Origin of the sequence: Zhihengliuella flava (genome assembly GCF_015751895.1) — a bacterium.
GTDB lineage: Bacteria > Actinomycetota > Actinomycetes > Actinomycetales > Micrococcaceae > Zhihengliuella > Zhihengliuella flava.
Genome location: NZ_JADOTZ010000001.1, coordinates 1,097,033 through 1,118,687, shown reverse-complemented (window position 1 = coordinate 1,118,687; position 21,655 = coordinate 1,097,033). Strand labels below are relative to the sequence as shown.

General features: G+C 68.6%; 17 protein-coding genes, 1 tRNA gene and 1 riboswitch. Of the genes, 9 read left to right on the top strand and 9 right to left on the bottom strand.

The window, feature by feature from the left end; translation table 11 throughout:
* Nucleotide 1: 1 nt before the first annotated feature.
* From IW252_RS05160 to IW252_RS05145, 4 genes are all read left to right on the top strand, one after another.
* Nucleotides 2–2,056 (top strand): cytochrome c oxidase assembly protein, encoded by a 2,055-nt coding sequence (locus IW252_RS05160; RefSeq protein WP_196835584.1) that lies wholly within the window; start codon nt 2–4, stop codon nt 2,054–2,056.
* Nucleotides 2,046–2,909 carry a hypothetical protein gene (locus tag IW252_RS05155; protein WP_196835583.1) on the top strand — a complete coding sequence of 288 codons (864 nt, stop codon included), beginning with the start codon at nt 2,046–2,048 and terminating at the stop codon, nt 2,907–2,909. Before IW252_RS05160 ends, IW252_RS05155 begins: the two co-directional genes overlap by 11 nt.
* Nucleotides 2,910–2,972: 63 nt before the next feature.
* Nucleotides 2,973–4,979: an NHL domain-containing thioredoxin family protein gene (locus IW252_RS05150; protein ID WP_196835582.1), complete on the top strand. Its 2,007-nt coding sequence runs from the start codon at nt 2,973–2,975 to the stop codon at nt 4,977–4,979.
* Between the two features lie 121 nt (nt 4,980–5,100).
* Nucleotides 5,101–6,342, top strand: a complete 1,242-nt coding sequence (locus tag IW252_RS05145) for an MFS transporter (RefSeq protein WP_196837116.1) — start codon at nt 5,101–5,103, stop codon at nt 6,340–6,342.
* 4 nt (nt 6,343–6,346) lie between these two features.
* Here the strand turns inward: IW252_RS05145 and IW252_RS05140 are convergent, their stop codons facing one another.
* Nucleotides 6,347–7,342 carry a nuclear transport factor 2 family protein gene (locus IW252_RS05140; protein WP_196835581.1) on the bottom strand — a complete coding sequence of 332 codons (996 nt, stop codon included), beginning with the start codon at nt 7,340–7,342 and terminating at the stop codon, nt 6,347–6,349.
* 254 nt (nt 7,343–7,596) lie between these two features.
* Nucleotides 7,597–7,701: riboswitch (SAM riboswitch) on the top strand.
* Nucleotides 7,702–7,786: 85 nt separating this feature from the next.
* Here IW252_RS05140 and IW252_RS05135 point away from each other — a divergent pair.
* From IW252_RS05135 to IW252_RS05120, 4 genes are all read left to right on the top strand, one after another.
* On the top strand, nt 7,787–8,767 hold the full coding sequence (locus IW252_RS05135) for a methylenetetrahydrofolate reductase (RefSeq protein ID WP_196835580.1): 981 nt from the start codon (nt 7,787–7,789) through the stop codon (nt 8,765–8,767).
* Between the two features lie 59 nt (nt 8,768–8,826).
* Nucleotides 8,827–11,175 carry a 5-methyltetrahydropteroyltriglutamate--homocysteine S-methyltransferase gene (gene metE, locus IW252_RS05130; RefSeq protein ID WP_196835579.1) on the top strand — a complete coding sequence of 783 codons (2,349 nt, stop codon included), beginning with the start codon at nt 8,827–8,829 and terminating at the stop codon, nt 11,173–11,175.
* A gap of 111 nt (nt 11,176–11,286) precedes the next feature.
* The gene (locus IW252_RS05125) at nt 11,287–12,669 is read left to right on the top strand and encodes an aminotransferase class V-fold PLP-dependent enzyme (protein ID WP_196835578.1); all 1,383 of its coding nucleotides are present in this window, start codon (nt 11,287–11,289) and stop codon (nt 12,667–12,669) included.
* Complete coding sequence (locus IW252_RS05120; protein WP_196835577.1) at nt 12,666–13,853, top strand: cystathionine gamma-synthase; 1,188 nt, start codon at nt 12,666–12,668, stop codon at nt 13,851–13,853. Before IW252_RS05125 ends, IW252_RS05120 begins: the two co-directional genes overlap by 4 nt.
* A gap of 34 nt (nt 13,854–13,887) precedes the next feature.
* Here IW252_RS05120 and IW252_RS05115 read toward each other — a convergent pair whose 3' ends face one another.
* The 8 genes from IW252_RS05115 to IW252_RS05080 form a co-directional block, all read right to left on the bottom strand.
* The gene (locus IW252_RS05115) at nt 13,888–14,655 is read right to left on the bottom strand and encodes an amino acid ABC transporter ATP-binding protein (RefSeq protein WP_196835576.1); all 768 of its coding nucleotides are present in this window, start codon (nt 14,653–14,655) and stop codon (nt 13,888–13,890) included.
* Nucleotides 14,642–15,316 carry an amino acid ABC transporter permease gene (locus IW252_RS05110; protein ID WP_196835575.1) on the bottom strand — a complete coding sequence of 225 codons (675 nt, stop codon included), beginning with the start codon at nt 15,314–15,316 and terminating at the stop codon, nt 14,642–14,644. The genes IW252_RS05115 and IW252_RS05110 overlap by 14 nt, the downstream gene beginning before the upstream one ends.
* Before the next feature lie 3 nt (nt 15,317–15,319).
* On the bottom strand, nt 15,320–16,162 hold the full coding sequence (locus IW252_RS05105; protein ID WP_196835574.1) for an amino acid ABC transporter substrate-binding protein: 843 nt from the start codon (nt 16,160–16,162) through the stop codon (nt 15,320–15,322).
* A gap of 144 nt (nt 16,163–16,306) precedes the next feature.
* Nucleotides 16,307–17,236 carry an AEC family transporter gene (locus tag IW252_RS05100; protein WP_196835573.1) on the bottom strand — a complete coding sequence of 310 codons (930 nt, stop codon included), beginning with the start codon at nt 17,234–17,236 and terminating at the stop codon, nt 16,307–16,309.
* Nucleotides 17,237–17,239: 3 nt separating this feature from the next.
* Entirely contained in the window at nt 17,240–17,668 is a 429-nt protein-coding gene (gene panD / locus IW252_RS05095; protein WP_196835572.1) for an aspartate 1-decarboxylase, read from the bottom strand.
* 149 nt (nt 17,669–17,817) lie between these two features.
* Nucleotides 17,818–17,888, bottom strand: a tRNA-Gly gene (locus IW252_RS05090).
* Between the two features lie 66 nt (nt 17,889–17,954).
* A complete protein-coding gene (locus tag IW252_RS05085; protein ID WP_331271448.1) occupies nt 17,955–19,205 on the bottom strand; it encodes a multidrug effflux MFS transporter in 1,251 nt (416 codons plus the stop codon).
* Between the two features lie 139 nt (nt 19,206–19,344).
* Entirely contained in the window at nt 19,345–19,803 is a 459-nt protein-coding gene (locus IW252_RS05080; RefSeq protein ID WP_196835571.1) for an SseB family protein, read from the bottom strand.
* Between the two features lie 144 nt (nt 19,804–19,947).
* Here IW252_RS05080 and IW252_RS05075 point away from each other — a divergent pair, with 144 nt between their 5' ends.
* A complete protein-coding gene (locus IW252_RS05075) occupies nt 19,948–21,654 on the top strand; it encodes a fumarate hydratase (protein WP_196835570.1) in 1,707 nt (568 codons plus the stop codon).
* Nucleotide 21,655 lies beyond the last annotated feature (1 nt).

Below are 21,655 nucleotides of genomic sequence, written 5' to 3'. Positions count from 1 at the left end.
TGTGAAGCCCCTTCGCCTGACCCTGCCCGCCGCCGGGCTCGGCCTCCTTGCCCTCGTCATCGCGCTCGCCTACTCGGGCGCGGCCGTCGCGGGCCAGCTGGCTGACCCCGGGGCCCTGACGCGGTGGGGCTTGCCGCTGGCGCGCACCATCCACCACACGGCGATGGCCACGACCATCGGCGCGCTGGTGTTTGCGGCGGCGATCCTGCCGCGCGGCATGAAGCCCACGCGGACGGATTCCGACGCCGGGGGAGCGCACCCGGCGTTCGAGCGAACGATGAACATCGCGGCCATCGCGGCGTGCGTCTGGACCGTCGCGGCGGCCGTGGTTCTGGTCCTGACGTTCTCCGACGTCTCCGGGCTGCCGCTGGCCGGCACCCCCGCGTACACCAGCGGCATGCTGGACTTCGTTCTGAACATTGGCACGGGTCAGGCGTGGGCCTGGATGGTGGTGATCGCGGCGGTCACCGCCGCCTGGTCCTTCGGTGTCCGTTCCGCCACCGGCATCGCGCTCGGCGCCGTGTTCGCGTTGGTGGCGATCGTTCCGCTCTCCCTCATTGGCCACGCTGGCGGCGCTGATGATCACTGGACCGCGGTCAACGGGATGCTCCTACACCTCGGTGGCGTCTGCCTGTGGGTCGGCGGGCTGGTGGTCCTCGCGTGCCTCGCCGGGCTGCTCGATGCCCCCGCCCCGGGCCGCGGGTGGGGGAGCCCCACCCCGGTGCTCACCGGCGTCGTCCTGCAGCGATTCTCGGCCCTCGCCACCCTGTCCATCCTGCTGGTGGCCGTCTCCGGCGTGGTGAGCGCCTCCCTGCGCGTCACCACGCTGGAGGGGCTCACCACCGAGTACGGCGTGCTGCTCATCGTCAAGGTGGCCCTGACCTTGATCCTGGGCGCGCTCGGCTGGATGCACCGCCAAGCCACGATCCCGCAGCTGCTGGCGGGCAAACTCTCCGCGGCCAAGGCCGCCTGGCGGATCGTCGGGGTCGAGGTGGCCATCATCGCCGTCGTCATGGCCGTGGCGGCCGTGCTGGCGCGCACGGCGCCTCCGGTGCCGCAGCTGGAACCGGAGAACCCGACGCCGGCGCGGTACCTCACCGGGTATGAGCTGCCTCCGGAGCTCACGGCCGAGTCGTGGTGGACCCAGTGGCGGATCGACTGGTTGTGGGTAGCCATCGTCATCGCGCTCGCCGTGTTCTATATCCGGTGGTTCCTTCAGGTCCGGCGCCGCGGCGATCACTGGCCAGTCATGCGGCTGGTGAGCTGGCTCGTGGGCCTCGCCGCAGTCTTTTACATCACCTCCGGCGCGCTGGCCGTGTACGGGATGGTGCTGTTCTCCTCCCACATGATCGCTCACATGGCCTTGACCATGATCGCCCCGTACTTCCTCGTCCTCGGCGGGCCCGTCACCCTGGCCCTGCGCGCGCTGCCGTCCCGGACGGATGGCACCCGCGGGCCGCGCGAGTGGATCCTCACGATAGTTCACTCCCGATTCTCCAAGGTGGTCACGCATCCCATCTTCGCGGCGGTGAACTTCGCGGGGTCCATCATCGTCTTCTACAACACGGACTTCTTCCGCTTCGCCTTGTCAGAGCACGTGGGCCACGAGCTGATGAACTTCCACTTCCTGCTCACCGGCTACATCTTTGCGCTGAACATGATCGGCATCGACCCCCTGCCACGGCGGGCGACCTACCCGCTGCGCCTCGTCATCCTGTTGGTGACCATCAGCTTCCACGCGTTCTACGGCGTCTCCCTCATGAGCAGCGAGTCGCTCATTCAGGGCTCTTGGTTCGGCAACATGGGCCGCGACTGGGGCGCCACCCCGATGGAGGACCAGAAATTCGGCGCCGGGGCCATGTGGGGCATCGGCGAGGTGCCCACACTGCTGCTGGCTCTCGGGGTCATGTTCTCCTGGTCTAGGTCCTCGGAGCGTGAGGCCAAGCGTCAAGATCGCAAGGCGGACCGGGACGACGACGCCGAGCTCGCCGCCTACAACCAGATGATTCAGCAGCTCAACCAGCAGGACCAGGAACGAGGAATCCGTGGCCGTTAATCTCCGCGCACCAGGACCCGGCCGCTCGAGCGGCACGCGCCGGGCTACCCGCGCCGGCTGGGCTTCCGCGGCCGCCGTCGCGCTGTTGGCAGCGTCTGCCTGCGGCGGGCCGTCCGGCAGCGATGTTCCCGACGACGCCGTGCATTCGGCGGCCACGGCGTCGCCCGGAGGCTCAGGCGAAGCGTCGGCCGAATCCGAGGCGGAGGTCACCATCCCGCGCGTGGCCGTGACGGCCGGCGTGCTGCAGGCTAGCGGACTCGGGTTTGACCTGTCCTCCGACGCCCGCAGCGAGGACCTGACGGCGCTCCGCGAGGATCCGGCGGACGCGCTGGAAGACGTGGTCGTGGCGCCGTCGGCCTGTCAGGACCCGCTGACGCAGCTGAACTGGTCGCCGACGCTCCTCGCCGGCTCGGTTGAGGACGCCGCGCTGAGTCAATTCACCGCCGAGGGTGTCAGCGCGATCGGCACCGTGGAGGTGGCGAAGAATGACGACCCGGGGCAGCTTCAATCCCACTATGAGGTGGTGCAGCGGTTGCTCACCGAGTGCTCCTCCGTGACGCTGAACGTGACCAAGCCCGGCGAAGACGGTGCGGTCACGCCGGCCAACGGCCCCTTGACCTTCCGCACCGTGGAGACGGGCTACGACGTCGATTCGGCGCTCTTTTGGTCCCGATTCCCGAATGACGAGGACTTGAAGCAGCAGTCGCTCGTGCTGATCCGCGAGGCGGGGGACTACGTGGCCATGGTGTCCTTCATCGGCCCCGAGAATATTCAGGACACCGAGTTCCGGCAGATGGCCGAGTCTGTCTTGGAGGTCACGGTCCTCGAACTGGAAGCGCAGCAGGAGGGCTAGCGCACGTTGGGCCGCCGGCGACGTTAGCAGTCTCACGCCGTCATCGAGGCCCGAGCGGGAATCATGGCGGGCGATAATGAGTTGTCCCGAAATCAACGTCAGCCGACAACGAGGAGTCCCACGGTGACCCAGACCCACACCTCCGCCGCCAGCGCCGAATCCGTCCGCGCGAGCTACCGCGTCCGCGCCTCAGAGCTCATCGGCCGCGGGTGGCTGAACACGGGTGGGGAAAACATCACCCTCGAGGACCTGCGCGGCAAGATCGTCGTCCTCGATTTCTGGACGTTTTGCTGCATCAACTGCCTCCACGTCCTCGATGAGCTGCGGCCGCTCGAGGAGAAGTTCGCGGAAGAGCTCGTCATCGTGGGCGTGCACTCGCCAAAGTTTGAGCACGAGGCGGATCCGGACGCGCTCGCCGCCGCCGTCGAGCGCTACGAGATCCACCACCCCGTCCTCGACGACCCCGAACTGACGACGTGGCAGGCGTACACGGCGCGCGCGTGGCCGACCCTCGTCGTCGTTGACCCTGAAGGCTACATCGCCGCCCACCTGACCGGTGAGGGCCACGCCAACGGCCTCGAGGTCCTCGTAGAGGAGCTCGTCGCCGAGCACGAGGCCAAGGGCACCCTGCACCGCGGCGATGGCCCCTACGTGGCCCCGCCTGCGCGCGACGGGGACCTGCGCTTCCCCGGCAAGGCGATCGCGCTGGAGAACGGCCATTTCCTCGTCGGAGACTCCGGCCACCACCGCCTCGTCGAGCTTGCCGCCGACGCCACGACCGTGGTGCGCACTATCGGGGAGGGCGTCAAGGGCCACGCCGATGGCGGCCCGGACGCTGCGCGCTTCAACGAACCTCAGGGCCTCACGGTGCTGCCCGCCGCTGTGGCGGAGCAGGTGGGGTACGACGTCGTCGTGGCGGATACGGTGAACCACCGCCTCCGCGGGGTGCACCTAGGCACCGGCGCCGTCACCACGATCGCCGGCAATGGCGTCCAGCGCCTGCTCGACGTCGCCTCCGCCCGCGCCAATGAGTCCGGAGCCTGGGTCTCGGACTTGGGTGCGGATCCGCTGAACACGTCGCTGTCCTCGCCCTGGGACGTCGTCTGGTCTGACAAGGCCGGTGCCGTGATCATCGCGATGGCCGGCACGCACCAGATCTTTAGCTTTGATCCCGTCAGCGGGGCGGTCGCCGTGTTCGCCGGCACCGGCACCGAGGGCCTGCAGGACGGTGGGCCCGACGCCGCATGGTTCGCCCAGTCCTCCGGCTTCGCGCTCGACGCAGCGGGAGATGTCTGGGTGGCCGACTCGGAAACCTCCGCGCTGCGCGTGCTCCGCCTGAACGACGACGGCGCCGTCGCCGCCGTGGAAACCGGCGTTGGCGAGGGGCTGTTCGACTTTGGGTTCCGCGATGGCGAGGCGGGGCAGGCGCGCTTGCAGCACCCGCTCGGCGTGGCCGTGCTGCCGGACGGGTCCGTCGCCATCGCCGACACCTACAACGGGGCCGTGCGCCGCTACGACCCGGTGACGCGGACGGTCTCCACGCTGGGCCGCGGGCTGGCCGAGCCGAGCGACGTCCTGCTGGATACCTCGGTGGACGGGGGCCCGGTCCTGCTGGTCGTTGAAACCAACCAGCATCAGCTGGTGCGCCTGCCGCTGCCGAAGGAAGCGCTCATCGTGGATGAAGGCGCCGCGCAGACGCAGCGCGCCGCCACGCCCGTCGCCGCCGGCGCACACGAAGTCGTGGTGCGGTTCTCCGCCCCCAAGGGCCAGAAGCTGGACGACCGCTGGGGCGACCCGACCCAGCTGAAGATTTCCTCCTCTCCGGAGAACCTGGTGCTCGACGGTGGCGGCACCACCACGGGCCTGACCCGCACGCTGACGCTCAACCCGGAGCTCGACGGCGGCGTCCTGCACATCACCGCCCGCGCGGCGGCGTGCGACGGCGAGCCCGGCGGTGATATCCCGGATCACGCCGCGTGCCACCTGTACCAGCAAGACTGGGGCATCCCTGTGGTCCTCGACGAGGACGGTGACACGGGCCTGACGCTGGACCTCCGCGGGCTCGACTAATCGCGCCCTCGGTCAGCCGAGTGTGACGGCCACCCTAGTAGTTGCTCTCAGTAACTACTAGGGTGGTTCTCGTTTACCCCGCCTTCATCTCGCAAGGAGCGTGCCAGCCGACGTGCCCACGATGTTCAGCGCACTGAAAAGCCCGAACTATCGCTTGTGGGTGGCCGGGGCGCTGGTATCCAACATCGGCACGTGGATGCAGCGCGTCGCCCAGGACTGGCTGGTACTCACCGTCCTCACGGATCAGAACGGCACCGCCGTGGGTATCACCACGGGCCTGCAGTTCCTCCCGATCCTCTTCATCGGCGCATGGGCCGGGCTCATCGCGGACCGGTATGACAAGCGCCGGTTGCTCATGATCACGCAGACGGCCATGGGCCTCACCGCGCTGATCTTGGGCCTGCTCGTGGTCACCGAGACGGCCGAACTGTGGCACGTGTACGTCATCGCGCTGGCGCTCGGCGTCGGCAGCGCGTTTGATGCCCCGGCGCGGCAGGCGTTCGTCTCCGAGGTCGTCGCCAAAAAGGACATTCCCAACGCCGTCGCCCTGAACAGCGCCTCCTTCAACCTCGCCCGCCTGGCTGGCCCGGGCGTCGCCGGCCTCATCATCGCGTGGGTGGGCACCGGCCCGGCCTTTCTCCTCAACGCCGCGAGCTTCGCGGCCGTGCTCTTCGGCATCTCCCGCATGAATGTTGCCGCGCTGTACCGGGCGGAGCCAACCCCGCGCGGCAAGCGCCAGATCCGCGAAGGCCTCGCCTACATCGCCGGCCGTCCGGACTTGATCGTGATCCTGACGATGGCGTTCCTTGTGGGCACGTTTGGATTCAATTTCCAGATCACGAACGCCATGATGGCCACCAGCGTGTTCGGCCGCGGTCCCACCGAGTACGGAGTCCTCGGCTCCATCACCGCCGTCGGCACGCTCGGCGCGGCGCTCTGGGCGGCCCGCCGTGGCCGGTTCCGGCTCCGTTACCTCGTCGGCGGCGCCGTCGTGTTCGGGGTGGCTGGCGTCGCCGGTGCGCTCATGCCGTCCTTCTGGTGGTATGCGCTCACGCTGGTGCCCGTCGGCCTCGGGGCGGTGACGTTCCTCAACGGCTGCAACACGTCCATTCAGCTGTCCGTGGCACCGCAGTATCGGGGCCGCGTGCTGGCGGTCTACATGGCGGTCGTCCAAGGCGGGACGCCGATTGGGGCGCCGCTGATTGGCTTCATCGGGGACACGCTCGGCGCGCGCTGGGCCGTGGGGCTCGGCTCTGGCGTTGCCCTCCTCGCCGGGGCGTGGGCGCTGTACTTGGTGCTGCGCGGGCGGTTCGTCATCCGGGATGACAACCCCGCCACCGGTTCGCTGCCCGCGGTGAAGTAGCGCGCTATTCGACGGCGACGGGGGTGACGGTCACGTTCGACGTCGACACGTCGAGCTTTGCAGTGAACGTGTAGGTCTCCGTCACGTCCACGTCCGTCATCGCTCCGGTGGCTAGGTCCTGTTCCGTGAGCTGGAGGGAGACGTCCGCCTCCAGCGGGGCGAGGACCCAGCCGCCGTCGAACCCCGTGATCTGGATCTCCGGATACCGCTCGACCTCCCAGTCGATGGTGCTGGCGTCCACCCGGTCGACGGTGTCATACGCCAGCGGGCAACCGGCGGGCATGAGGACTTGCTGCTCGGTACACCCGTCGAGGTAGGCGCGCACCTGCTGATCCACCTCATCCGTCAGCGCCTGAGTGGGCTGTGACACCAACTGAACGGGATCCTCGGCGTCGCTGTACTCGGTGACAATGCGGCTGGTTTCCTCCGCCCGGAAGAATTGCTGCTCAAAGGACGCGGTGACGATCGCCGGCGGGAGGACCGGGAAGGTCGCCGCGCCGGCCTCGAGCGGTGCCTCAGTCCCGTTGACCACAACGTCCGTGGTGTTGGCCGCGTTGACCTGCACCTGCGGCAGCTTTCCCACCTGCAAGTCCCACTGGTCGAAGAACAGCCACTGCTGGCCGGTGCGCACCAGCCGGAAGTCGGTGTGGTAGCCGCGGCCTTCTACGCCGTAGGAGACCCGCACAGACGCGCGGTCCCCCTCCCGGTCTTCTTCCTCGATCTGCACGTCGCCGAGGGCCGCAGCGGAGGCCGCCAGCGGTTCGCGGGAGAGCATCAGGCCATTGCCTTCGGCCGGGGCGTCGAGGTTGAGGTAGCCGAGCGCGGTGGCGCCGTCGCCCTCCTGGAGAGCGGCCACGTAGTCAGCCACCACGCGTTCGGGACCAAAGTGCTTGGCATTGACGACGGCGATGGCCACGCCGGCCGCCACGAGGACGACGATCAGGGCCACCGCCCAGATGGCGATGACCCTGCGAAGCCGCGCTCGGATCGTGGTGTGCACGGGCCATACGCTACCAGCGGCGCAGGCTGCGGCCGTTCTTTGCGGGCGCGGCCGGTTTCCCGGCGCAGGCGCGGGTACACCGCGACGTACCGCGTCATCATCACGTCTTATGACGCGCGTGAGACGCGGCACCCCGGATTTCCGGGGGACACATCCGGCCACACGGAGTCATCGCGGGTCATGTGCAGCACTGTGAAGCGCCCGCCGCCGACTCATTTGTCCGTTCTCCCGCCGGCACCGCAGTCTGGTTCCACAACCCATCCAGAGCGGCTGAGAGATCTGGCTCGACGACGCCGCAGCAACCATCCGGACCCGGCCCTGCCGGCTCGGAACGGTGCTACCGCCAGAAGCGATGGAGACGCATCCACGGTCCCCACGCCCACCGTCGTCGTACCCGGTGGGTGTGCGTGGCGTACTCCTTCGCACTAACTGCGAGGAGAGACGATGACAGATCTGCAGGCATCGACGGCACCGTCGTTGTCCTACGAGCTCTATCCGCCCCGGAATGAGGCGGCCGCCGGCAGCCTCGTCGAGACGATTGCGGCGCTGGAGGCCACGGCACCCGACTACGTGTCCGTCACCTACAACGGGAGCCCCGCCCGGCGGCGGGCCTCCGTCGAGCTGATCGGACACCTGATCGAACACACCCGACTGCGCCCGCTGGCCCACCTGACGTGCGTGGGGGAGAGCCGCGCCTCCCTGGACCGCCTGGTCAATCACCTCGTGGCACTCGGGGTGCGCGGGGTGTTGGCCCTGCGCGGCGATCTACCCCCGGGGCACGACGCCGTCGGGCCGGGCGAGCTGCCCTTCGCCCGGTACCTCGTGGAGCTGATCCGCGAGGTGGAGGCGCGCCGCTCCGCCTCGCTGGCCGCGGGGCGGCTGGCGATCGGTGTGGCCGCGTACCCCACGCGCCACCCCGAGTCGCCGAGCTTCCAACACGACGTCGAGGTGTTGCTGGCCAAGGAACGGGCGGGCGCGAACTTTGCCATTACCCAGATTTTCTTCGACGCGGCCGAATACGCCCACCTCGTGGCGGCCGCCCGCGCCGCCGGGGTACGGATCCCCATCGTGCCGGGGATCATGCCCGTCAACAGTGTGCGGCGGCTGACCCGGCTGGCGGAACTGGCCGGGCTGGCCCCCGACGCCGCGCTGCTGGCACGGCTGGAGCGGGCGTCGACTGATGCCGAGCGTCGCCGCATCGGGATCGACCACGCGGCCGCGTTGGCCCATGAAGCCTTCGTGGCAGGAGCCCCCGGCCTGCACCTGTACACGTTCAACGACGCGGTGGATTCCGTCGCCGTCGTGGACCAGCTCGGCCTCACGGGCGCCGGGACGGCGGACGCGGCGGGCGCAGATTTCGGCGACGCCAATGCGTTGGCTAGCGCCTACGCGGAGGCCGCGAACCGGCCGCTCGCCCACGCCTGAGCCGGCCGCCACACCAACACATTCCCTTTGATTTCAACCCACTCACCCTAGGAGTCACCATGACCACGTTCCCGAACGCCACCATCCTCGGCTACCCGCGCATCGGCCCCCGGCGCGAGCTCAAGCGCGCCGTCGAGTCCTACTGGGCCGGCCGCAGCACCGAGGCGGAGCTGGAGTCCGCCGCCGCGTCGCTGCAGGACGCCACCGTGGAGCGGCTGCGCGCGCTGGGTCTGACCGAGTCCTCGGCCATTCCCGCGGACTTTGCGCTGTACGACCAGGTGCTGGACACCACGGCCGCCTTGGGCGCCCTCCCGGCCCGATTTGCTGACCTGGCCGGGCCGGGCGGGGAAATTGGCCTCGACGCGTACTTCACGCTGGCCCGCGGTGACGCCGAGCGCGCCCCGCTGGAGATGACCAAGTGGTTCGACACGAACTATCACTACCTGGTCCCCGAGATCGGACCGGAGACCAGCTTTGCCGCGCTGGCCGACCGCCTCGCCGGGATCGTGCGGCGCCATCGGGCCCGCGGCGCCACGCTCCGCCCCGTGCTCGTCGGGCCCGTGACCTACCTGCTCTTGGCAAAGGCGGCCGACGGCGCGCCGGAGACCTTCCGGCCGATCGATCGCCTGAACGACGTCGTCGCGGCCTACCGCGGCGTCATCGCGCAGCTGGCCGACGCGGGGGCCGACTGGGTGCAGCTGGACGAGCCAGCCCTCACCACCGAGCACGGCAGCGCCCACGTTGACGACGCCGTGCTCGCCTACCGCGAGCTCGCCGATGCCGCGGGGTACGACGCCGGCACCCGCCCGGGACTGTTCGTCACCACGGGCTACGGCACGGCGGGCGACCCGGCCGCGCCGGGGCAGGCGCTCGCCGAACTCGCCGCCGCCGGCGTCGATGCCGTCCACGCGGACCTCGTTCGCGGCGCACGCCCCGGCACCGAGGCGCTGCAGGCGCTGGGGGACACCCGGTTCGTCGCCGGCATCGTGGACGGACGCAACGTCTGGCGGAACGATCTGGCCGCCTCCGCTGACTTGCTCACCTCCCTCGAGGCAGATGCCTCGGTGGCCACCAGCACCTCCCTGCTGCACGTCCCGCACGACGTCGCCGCTGAGACCAACCTGCCGTCCCCGCTGCCGCACTGGCTGGCGTTCGCCGACCAGAAGGTGAGCGAGGTGCTGACGCTGGCCGCCGGCGTCGAGCAGGGCCCGAACCGCTCGGCCGAGGTCGCGGCTCAGATCCAGGAGTCGGAGGACGCGAAGGCCGAGCGTGCCGCGGCCGAGGGCGTGCGGCGCGCCGAGGTGCGGCAGCGCACCGCGGCCATCACGACCGAGGACGCGACCCGCGCCGATGCCGCCGATCGGGCGGCGGCCCAGGCCGAGCGCCTGAGCCTGCCGGCGCTGCCGACCACCACCATCGGTTCCTTCCCGCAGACGGGCGAGGTCCGCAAGGCCCGTGCCGCCCACCGCGCCGGATCGCTGACGAATGAGGAGTATGACGAGTTTCTCCGCGCGGAGATCAAGCGGGTCATCGACCTGCAGGAGGAGATCGGTCTCGACGTGCTGGTGCACGGCGAACCGGAGCGCAATGACATGGTCCAGTACTTCGCGGAGAACTTTGACGGGTTCGCGGCCACGGAGCACGGCTGGGTGCAGTCCTACGGCTCGCGCTGCACCCGCCCCTCCATCTTGTGGGGCGATGTGTCGCGGCCGGAGGCGTTCACCGTCCCGTGGATCGAGTACGCGCAGTCACTCACCCAGAAGCCGGTCAAGGGGATGCTCACCGGGCCGGTGACCATCCTCGCGTGGTCGTTCGTTCGCAACGATCAGCCGCTCGCCGAGACGGCCAATCAGGTGGCGCTGGCCCTGCGCGACGAGGTCGCTGACCTGGAGGCCGCTGGCATCGCCGCCATTCAGGTGGACGAGCCCGCGTTGCGCGAACTGCTGCCGCTGCGCGCGGCCGACCAGCCGGCCTACCTGGACTGGTCCGTCAACGCGTTCCGGCTGGCCACCTCTTCCGTCCGCGTGGACACGCAGATTCACACCCACCTCTGCTACTCGGAGTTCGGCGAGGTGATCTCCGGAATTGACGGCCTGAACGCGGACGTCACCTCCATCGAGGCGGCCCGCTCCAAGATGGAGGTCGCGGCGGACCTGCAGGAGTTCGGGTTCGGCCGCGGTGTGGGTCCCGGCGTCTATGACATCCACTCGCCCCGCGTGCCCTCGGCCGGCGAAGTGGAGGAGCTGCTGCGCATCGCCCTCGCCAGCGTCGGAGAGCGCCAGCTTTGGGTGAACCCGGACTGCGGGCTGAAGACCCGCGGGTACGAGGAGACGGTGGCCTCGCTGAAGAACCTCGTCGCCGCCACCGCCTCGGTCCGCTCCGTGGACCTGGCCGCCCAGCCGGCCTAACGGCCCGCTCGCCGCGAGCACCCACGGCGGGCCGGGCGCCGACGCCCACGCAGGCAGCGCCCGGCCCGCCGCCGACGATCAGCACACCACCGACGAGCTGAGGAGCCCCTCATGAGTTCGACCACCAGCATTCACGCCGGCTACACCCCCGCCGGCCCGCACTACCCCGTGGCCACGCCGGTCTACGCGAGTACAGCGTACGAGTTCGAGTCCTACGCCGCGGCCGCGGAAATGTTTGCCCTGACGCGAGCCGGGTTCACCTACACGCGGACCGGCAACCCCACCGTCGCAGTGCTGGAGCAGCGCCTCGCGGCGCTGGAGGGCGGCGTCGCCGCCGTCGCCACCGCCTCCGGTCAGTCCGCCGTCGCGCTGGCCCTCATGGCGCTCGCCGGCCGCGGCGACGCTGAACGTCCCGGCGGCCCGGGGTACGACGCCGGTCCGCGCCATCTGGTGGCGGCCCGCCAGCTGTATGGGGGAACGGTGGACCTGCTGACGGACACGTTCGCGGACTTCGGGTACCACGTGGACTTCGTGGACCAGCACGATCTCGACGCCTGGCGCGAGGCCATCGGTCCGCAGACCCGGGCGGTCCTGGTGGAATCCATCTCGAATCCGTTGGCGGAGCCCGCGGATGTGCCCGCGATTGCTGACCTCGCGCACGCGGCCGGGGCGGCGCTGGTCGTGGACAACACGCTCGCCACGCCGGCACTGCTGAACCCGATCGCCCACGGGGCCGACGTCGTCGTGCACTCGGCCACCAAGTTCCTTGGCGGCCACGGCGCCGCCTTGGGCGGGGTCATCGTGGACGCCGGCCGGTTCGATTGGGCGGCGGATCCCGCCAAGTGGCAGCAACTGGCGGGGCCAAAGGAGCGCTACGTCGGGGACCAGACGCTGGTGCAGCGGTACGGGCAGCTGGCGTTCGCGATGCTGGTGCGTAGCAAGTACCTGCACGATGTCGGGCCCTGCATCGCTCCGGCGGCGGCCGCGGAGATTAGCCGCGGTATCGAGACCCTGCCCCTGCGCATGGCCCAGCACAGCGCCAATGCCGAGGTTCTGGCGCGGCACCTGGCGGAGCATCCGGCCGTCGCAGCCGTCCACCACCCTGCCGTGCGGGCCGCACGCCACCCGGAGCACCCTTCCGTGGCGGTGGCCTCGCGGGACTTCTCGGCTGGCACCGGTGCCGTGTTCGCGTTCGATCTCGCCGCTGGCGACGGCTCGGATGCGGCGGGGGTCGTGGAGCGCTTCATCGACGCACTCGGCGTCTTCAAGCTGGTGGCCAACCTCGGTGACACCCGCTCCCTCGTGGCCCACCCGGCCGCGATGACCCACTGCCGGATGGGGGCCGCGGCGCGGGCAGCCGCCGGCATCAGCGACACCACCGTCCGGCTTTCCGTGGGGTTGGAGGACCCCGCGGACCTCATCGCCGATCTGGATCAGGCCCTGCTGACCGTTCACTCCTCCACCCTGACCACGGAAGGAAGCGTCCGCGCATGAGTACCGGATTCAACACCACCGCCGTCCATGCCGGCCAAGAGCCGGACCCGCTGACAGGGGCCGTGATTCCGCCGATCTACCAGACGTCCACGTTTGTTCAGGACGGCATCAACGTGCTGCGCGGCGGCCACGAGTACTCCCGCGGTTCCAACCCGACGCGCGGCGGCTTCGAGGCCCAGATCGCCGCGCTGGAGGGCGGGGCCGCGGGCTTCGCGTTCGCCTCCGGGATCGCCGCCGAGGACGCTTTGCTGCACGCCGTGCTCGGCCCCGGGGACCACGTGGTGCTCGGCGGCGACGGGTACGGCGGCACCAATCGCCTGATCAACCAAGTGCTGGGGCGCTGGGGCGTGTCCAACACGCCCGTGGAGATCACCGATCCCGCCGCCGTTGCCGCTGCGGTGCGGGAGAACACGGCCCTGTTGTGGCTCGAGACGCCGTCGAACCCGCGCCTGGCGATCGCGGACATCCGCGCGTGGGCGCGCGTTGCGCACGACGCCGAGGCGCTGCTGGTGGTGGACAACACCTTTGCGACGCCGTTTCTGCAGCGGCCGCTCGACCTCGGGGCGGACGTGGTGGTTCACTCGGCCACGAAATACATCGGTGGGCATTCGGACGTCCTCGGTGGCGTGGTGGTGGTCGCAGACCGCGCGTTCCGGGGCCAGGCGCTCGCCGAAGCGGTGGGGTTCCAGCAATTCGCCGGGGGAGCGGTCGCCGGCCCGCAGGATTCCTACCTCGCGGCCCGCGGCCTGAAGACCTTGGGCCTGCGCATGGAGCGGCACCAGCAGAACGCGGCGACGGTGGCGCAGTGGGCTAGCACAGCGGACTCGATCACCGAGGTGCTCTACCCCGGGCTGGTGACCCACCCGGGTCACGAGCTGGCGCGGGAGCAGATGAGCGGGTTCGGGGGCATCGTCTCGCTGCGTTTCGGTTCGGAGCGTGCGGCACGAACGTTCGCGGAGTCCACGCGGCTCTTCGCCTTATCGGTGAGCCTCGGCGGCGTCGAATCCCTCGCCTGTTACTGCTCGGAGATGACCCACGCGTCGGTGAAGGGAACGCCGCTGGCAGCACCGACGGACCTCGTGCGCCTGTCCGTTGGCATCGAGGACGCGGCGGACCTGCTCGCGGACCTTGAGGCCGCTCTGGCGACGGTCCGGGCGGTCGGCGCGGTGCCCACGGCCGTCTGACGCCGGGGCGCCCGCGCCCGGGCGCCCCGGCGCGCTAGAACGGGTTGAGCAGGCGGTGCACGAAGCGCTGGGTGCGCTCTTGCTGCGGATCGCGCAGGACCTGATCCGGGTGCCCTCGCTCGACCACCACGCCGTCGTCCATGAAGACCACCTCGTCGGCGACCTCGCGGGCAAACGCCAGCTCGTGGGTGACCAGCAGCATGGTCCACCCCTCCTCGGCGAGCTCTTTGATGACGGTCAGCACGTCGCCGACGAGTTCCGGGTCTAGGGCAGAGGTCGGCTCGTCGAAGAGCAGCAGTGAGGGCTCGAGCGCGAGCGCCCGGACGATGCCGACGCGCTGCTGCTGGCCGCCGGAGAGCTCGTGCGGATAGGCGTCCTTTTTGGCCGAGAGGCCGACGCGTTCGAGCAGGCGCTCGGCCTGGGCGATCGCCTCTTGGCGGGGTCGCTTCTGCACGGTCACGGGCCCTTCGATGACGTTCTGGAGCACCGTCATGTGCGGGAAGAGGTTGTAGCCCTGAAACACCATGGCGCTGCGGGAGCGCAGGCTGTCCTTCTCGCGCTTGGTGGTGGACGCGGAGAACGTGACCGACGGGCCGGAATCGAACGCCACCGTCCCGGCGTCCGGGACCTCGAGGCCGTTGAGGCAGCGCAGCACCGTCGTCTTGCCCGAACCGGAGGGACCGATGAGGGCCAGAACCCGGCCAGCAGACACCGAGAGGTCGATGGAGGTGAGCACCTCGTGATCCCCAAAGGACTTTTGCAGGCCGGTGACTTCCAGAAGGGCGGGCTCAGTGGGCGACATAGCGATCCAACCTCTTTTCCAGCTGGGACTGACCGGCGGAGAGGATCGTGCAGAACACCCAGTACACCAGTGCCGCCGCCAGGTAGATGACCATGAATTCGTTGGTAAACGTGGCGATCTCGCGGGCCGTCTTGAACGCCTCGGTCACGAGGATGAGGGAGGCGAGCGAGGTGTCTTTCACCAGCGAGATGAACGTGTTGGACAGCGGCGGCACGGACACGCGTGCCGCCTGTGGCAGGATCAACCGGCGCAGCGTCGTCGTCCGGGACATCCCGATGGTGTACCCGGCCTCCCATTGCCCCTTGGGTACGGAGAGGATGGCCGCGCGGATTACCTCCGCCGCATAGCCGCCCACGTTGAGGGAAAACGCGATGATCGCGCTCGGCCACGGATCGATGGTCACGCCGATCGAGGGCAGGCCGTAGAAGATCACGAACAGCTGCACCAGCAGCGGGGTGCCGCGAATGATCGAGATGTAGACCCTCGCGATCGAGGCCAGGATTCGGTTCTTGCTAATCCGCATCAGGGCCACCACGAGCGCTAACACCAAGCCCAAGGCAAAGCTGGCGAGCGTCAGCGGCAGGGTGCCCCGCAGGCCCTCGAGCGCAATGGGGCCGAGCGAGGAGAGAAAAAGCTCCCAGGCGGGCGCGTTCGGATCCATGGGCTACTGGGAGACGTCGTCGCCGAAGAACTCCTCGGAGATCTCCGTGAGCGTGCCGTCGGCGGCCAGTTCGCTCAGGGCCTCGTTGAACTTCTCCACCGTGGTTTCCGAACCCTGGGGGAACACGAAGCCCACGGTGGAGGATTCCTCCGTCTCCGCGGCGATCTTGATGTTCTCGTTGCCCTTGACGTTCAGGTAGTCCAAGACCGTCAGCTTGTCATTGATCGTGGCGTCCACGCGGCCCTGCTCCAGCAGTGATACGGACTGGTCCCATCCCTCCACGGGCTCCACGTCAGCGCCGGAATCCTCGGCGAGAGTGCGCCAGTTGCTGGAGAGGGACTGCGCGGTCGTCTTGCCCTCGAGGTCGGCGAACGTGGAGACCGAGTCGTCGTCGGCGCGCGTGACGACGACGCCGGTGCTCACCGTGTACGGGTCGGTAAAGAGGTAGTCGGCTTGCCGTTCCTCGGTCATGGTGACCTGATTGGCGATCGTGTCGAACCGGCCGGCGTCGAGGCCCGCGAACATGCCGTCCCACTGGGTCTCGTTGAACTCGATCTCGATCCCCAGGTTCTCACCGACGGCCTTGATGACCTCGACGTCATACCCGGTAATTTCTCCCGTCCCACCCTCGTGGTAGGAAAACGGGCGGTACGTGCCCTCGGTGCCGACTTGCAGGACCCCGGCGGAGGCGACGTCCTCCCAGACGACGCCCTCGGCGCTGGCCGTTGAGTTGTCGGCGGTTTCGGTGTCGGTGGAACCGCACGCGGCCAGCGTCAGGGCGGCGGCCGCGGTGGCGGCCACGCCGAGCGCGCGGCGGATCGGCAGGGTGGGGGTATGACGTCTCATGTCGAATCCTTCGGCGTCTCAGTGGTGGGTCAGCAAGTGAAGCTAACACTCTTCAGCGCTCGGAGCGCCGCGTGTATTCCGAAGTATGACCACAAGGTCTGGTTGGCCGCTAGTGTCGAGCGGGCGCCCCGGCCGTGTGCGCGGCTAGTGCGGCAGCAACAAGGGGACCAGCATCATCGCCGGGATGGCGACGACGGTGGTCACCAGAACGGTGTCCTTGGCGATCACGGTGCCGCGCTCGTACCGCGACGCCGTGACAAAGACATTCTGGGCGGTGGGCAGCGCGGCCATGACGACGACGGCGAAGAGGAGCGTGTCCTCGAGCCCGAACACGAAGGCCCCTAGCAGCCACGCGATCACCGGATGCACCACCAGTTTCAGGGCCGACGCCAAGAGGGTGTCGGCACGGCGGCCGCCGGCCGCGGACAGCGGGCGGGAACCCACGAGGGAGATGCCGAAGGCGATGAGCATCGCCGGAATCGACGCATTGCCGATGAGCTCCACCGGGTCCGCGAGTTGCTGCGGCAACTCCCAGCCGAGAATCGCAAAGACGAGGCCCAGCAGGGAACCAACGATCATCGGGTTTCGCGCGGTCTGGACAAACATCGCGGTGGGCGTGGTGCGGTGGGCGGACGTCGTCGAATCCAGAATGGTGAGGAACACGGGGCTGAGCAGCGCCAACTGAAACAGAATGACCGGGGCCGCCTGAGTGATGTCATTGAGGACGTAGACGGCAATCGGGATGCCGAGGTTCGCCGAGTTGACGGTGGCCGCGCTCATCGAGCCGATGGCCGCCTCGGCGGGTTCGCGGCGCAACCACCACCGCGTGATGAGGAAATAGACGAGAGCCACGATCGCCGCCGACAGGGCGGCGACCCACAGGGCTGGCCCTAGGACGGTGGCTGGTTCCGAGTCGGAGAGGGTGGTGAAGAGCAGCGCCGGGCTGGCCACAAAGAAGGTCAGCCGGTTCAGGACATACCGGGCGTGCGGTCCCAGCACGCCGGCGCGCCCGACGGCGTAACCGACCAGGATGACCGTCCAGACGACGGCGAACCCGGACAGGACCCCGAACAAGGATTAGGCGTGGGCGCCAGCGGCCAGCGAATGCGGCGGCCGGGAGACGGACTCGACGATGGCCTCCGCCGGGTCCTCGCCCAGCTGGATCATCTCGTTGGATTCGTTGACGTGTACCACGCGGGGTACGTACTCGCGGGCCTCGGCGGTGTCCATCTCCGCGTAGCTGATCAGGATCACCGTGTCGCCCGGGTTGATGAGGTGGGCGGCCGCGCCATTGATGCCGATCACGCCGCTGCCGCGCTCGCCCGCAATGGTGTAGGTCTCCAGCCGCGCGCCGTTCGTGACGTCGACAATGTGGACCAGCTCGCCCGGGAGGATGTCCGCGGCGTCAAGCAAGTCGGAGTCAACCGTGACGGAGCCGACGTAGTGCAGGTCGGCCTGCGTCACGGTGGCACGGTGGATTTTTGACTTGAACATGGTGCGTTTCATGGCGAGTCCATTCTACGCCCCGCCCCTGAACGTGGCTGTGGTGCAGCTCATGGGCCCGGTGCGGGCCCGCCGGTTCGGTCCTGGCCGGGGTGATCGGTGGCTGGCAGTGAAAAAAATCGCGGGAGGCCGTGGGCCTCCCGCGACGGGCGAGCGGCTGACGGGAATCGAACCCGCGTCATCTGCTTGGGAAGCAGAGGCTCTACCATTGAGCTACAGCCGCGCGTCGGCCTGCAGTGGCCGCGAACAACAGGGTTTACTCTAACCCAGGTGAACGCGCGTGCGGAAATCAGGCGTCGTCGTACGTGGCGAGTTGCCGCCAGCCGTCGCGCCGGTACACCGGCGTGCCCACGGCGAGCACCACTAGCGTGACCGTCACGGCGCCGAGCATGACGGTGGCCATGGACTGGGCTCCACCCCCGAGTAGGCCAACGATGGGGCTGACGACGCCGGCGATGCCCGCCTGCAGGGCGCCGATGACGGCCGCGGCCGTGCCCGCCATGTGCCCGTAGTTATTCAAGGCCAGCACGGAAGCGTTGGCGGGGATCATGCCTTGGGCGCCGAGGACGAGCCACAGGCACAGGAGCAGGGCCGGCAGGCCGCCGACGCCCGTGGTGACCACGGCAAAAAGGACGCTGATAAAGACGAACTGGGCCAGCGCGGCCGCCCGCAAGACCTTGGCCGGGGCCACGCGCTTGACCAGGTAGGCGTTCAACTGGGCCGAGGCCACAATCGCGCAGCCGTTCAGGGCAAAGAGCAGGGCGAACTGATTGGGGCTCAGGCCAAACTCGTCCTGAAAGACGAAGGGCGAGCCCACCACGTAGCTCATGATGACAGCGAGCCCGAGGCCCGGGATGACGGCGAACGCCATGAACTGCCGGTCCTTGAGCAGGGACCAGTAGGCGCGATGCGGCTTCACATCCCCGGGCTGGCGGCGTGCGGCAGGCGGCAGGGTCTCCGGCATCCACTTGAAGACGATCGCCACGAGGACGAGGCCGATCAGCGCTAGCGCGTAAAAGACGGCGCGCCACTGCCAGTGCGTGGCGATGAAGCCGCCGATGGTCGGGGCGAAGAGAGGCGCGACGCCGATGACGAGCATGAGGCGGGACAGGAGCCGGGCGGCGTCCGAACCGACGAACCGGTCCCGGATCACGGCGATCGCGACCACCGCGGCGGCCGCATTGAAGAAGCCTTGAGCGATGCGCAGGAACACCAGCGTCGTGACGTCCGGGGCGAAGGAGCAGGCCACGGACAGGACGGTGTGCAGGGAGATGCCAATGAGCAGCGGCAGGCGGCGGCCGAAGCGGTCGGAGAAGGGGCCGATCACCAACTGACCCACGCAGCCGCCGATCAGCATGGCGGAGAGCGTCATCTGGACCGCGGCCTCGGTAGCTGCCAAATCCTCGGCCACTGTGGGCAGGGACGGCAGGTACATGTCCGTGCTGATCGCGGGCAGCGCGGCCAGCGCGCCGAGCATCAGGATGTACTTAACGTTGGGGACGTAGCGAGGGCGCGAAGAAGCGGGCGGGGTTTCGGTCACTGGAATCACAGTACCGAAACCCCGCCCGCTTGCAACAGATTCTCGAATAGTTACTACTTGCTATCAAGCGAGTGGTGACCAGTTCGGTGGCCGGCGCGCGTGCCGGCCGACTCCCGCGGGATGCGGGGTGGGACGCTTGTTAGGCGTCCTCCTCCGGCGTGACCGGGCGGAAATCCTGGCGGATCGCCTCGACGCCTTCGGCCGGAATCTCGAAGCCAATCTGGTGCCCTGCGTTGAGGACCAAGCCGGCACCGTTAAGGTTTTGGACGACGGCGGCACCGGTCACCTTGACGCCGAACGGCGCCGTCTCGATGTACTGCTCCGGCACGCGGCGCAAGTCGGAGAACACGGCGATGCGGGGCTCGCCGTCCGGGTTCTGCAACACCAAGGGGGCCACGTCCTTGGACTCCTCCGTGACTTCCTCACTGGAGAGGAAGAAGATCTCGGAGTTGAGGAAGGTGGCGATGACCTCGCCGGCCTTCTCCGGGTCCTGTTGGCCGGCGACGAGCGCGGCCTCCAAATCGTTCTGGGGTGCGTCCGGATTGAACTCCGGTGCGCCGGTTGCGGGGGATTCGTTGGTCTCAGGCGTCTCGCTCATGCTTACACCCGACCATGTGGTAGCCCCGCAGCGCAAGGCCGTGCACCGGTCAGCCCGTTTCGTTCCCCGCCGCACCCAGCGCCTAAAGTGGGTAGGCAACCACCGGTTGGTCGCCACTACCAAGAGCATTGCAAGGAAGCATTGATGAGCGAATTCCGTTACGAGGACCTGCTGCCCACTGGCCAGGACGAGACCCCTTACCGCCTGCTGACAACGGAGGGAGTCGAGACCATCGACGGCCCGGGCGGGCGGAAGTTCCTGTCGATCGCCCCGTCAACCTTGGCTCAGCTGGCCAAGGAGGCGCTGCACGACATTTCTCACTACCTGCGTCCGGCCCACCTGCAGCAGCTGCGCAACATTCTCGATGATGACGAGGCGAGCCCCAACGACAAGTTCGTCGCCCTTGACCTGCTGAAGAACGCCAACATCGCCGCCGGCGGCATCCTGCCCATGTGCCAGGACACGGGCACGGCGATCGTCATGGGTAAGCGCGGTCAGCACGTGCTCACCGAAGGCCCGGACGAGCGGGCCCTCTCCCAGGGCATTTTTGACGCCTACACGCAGCTCAATCTGCGGTACTCCCAGTTGGCCCCGCTGACCACGTGGGAAGAAAAACAGACGGGCAATAACCTGCCGGCGCAGGTGGAGATCTACGCGGACACTAAGGAGGGCCACGAGGCCCAGTACGAGTTCCTGTTCATGGCCAAGGGTGGCGGCTCGGCCAACAAGTCCTTCCTCTACCAGGAGACCAAAGCGATCCTCAACGAAGAGGCCATGCTGAAGTTCCTCGATGAGAAGCTGCGCTCCTTGGGCACCGCCGCGTGCCCGCCCTACCACCTCGCCATCGTCATCGGTGGCACGAGCGCCGAGTACGCTTTGAAGACCGCCAAGTACGCGTCCGCAAAGTACCTCGACACGCTCCCGACGGAGGGGGCGATGACCGGCCGCGGCTTCCGCGACACCGAGCTCGAGGACAAGGTGCATCAGCTGACCCGCGAATTCGGGATCGGTGCGCAGTTCGGCGGCAAGTACTTCTGCCACGACGTGCGCGTGGTGCGCTTGCCGCGCCACGGCGCCTCCCTGCCGGTGGCCATCGCCGTGTCCTGCTCCGCCGACCGGCAGATGAAGGCCAAGATCACGTCCGACGGCGTGTTTGTGGAACAGCTCGAGACCGACCCGGCGCAGTACATGCCGGACGAGTCCCACCCGGCCGTTGCCGCGCACGATGAGGAGACGGACGGCGTCACCGGCACGGGCGGTAGCTCCGTGGTCAAGATTGACCTGAATCAGCCGATGGAGAAGATCTTGGCTGAGCTGACGAAGCACCCGGTCAAGACCCGCCTCTCGCTCACCGGCCCCTTGGTGGTCGCCCGAGACATCGCACACTCCAAGATCAAGGAGCGGCTCGACGCCGGCGAGGAGATGCCGCAGTACCTGAAGGACCACCCGGTCTACTACGCCGGCCCGGCGAAGACCCCCGACGGCATGGCCTCCGGCTCCTTCGGCCCGACGACGGCGGGGCGCATGGACTCCTACGTGGACCAATTTCAGGCCGCCGGCGGGTCCAAAGTGATGCTCGCCAAGGGCAACCGGTCCGGCCAGGTGACGGAGGCGTGCGAGCGGCACGGTGGGTTCTACCTCGGCTCGATTGGCGGCCCGGCGGCACGCCTCGCTTTGGACTGCATTAAAAAGGTTGAGGTCCTTGAGTACGAGGAACTCGGCATGGAGGCGGTGTGGAAGATCGAGGTCGAAGACTTCCCGGCCTTTATTGTGGTCGACGACAAGGGCGAGGATTTCTTCGCCGCCACCATGAAGCCGACGTTCACCGGCATCCCGGTCCGCACGAGGTAGC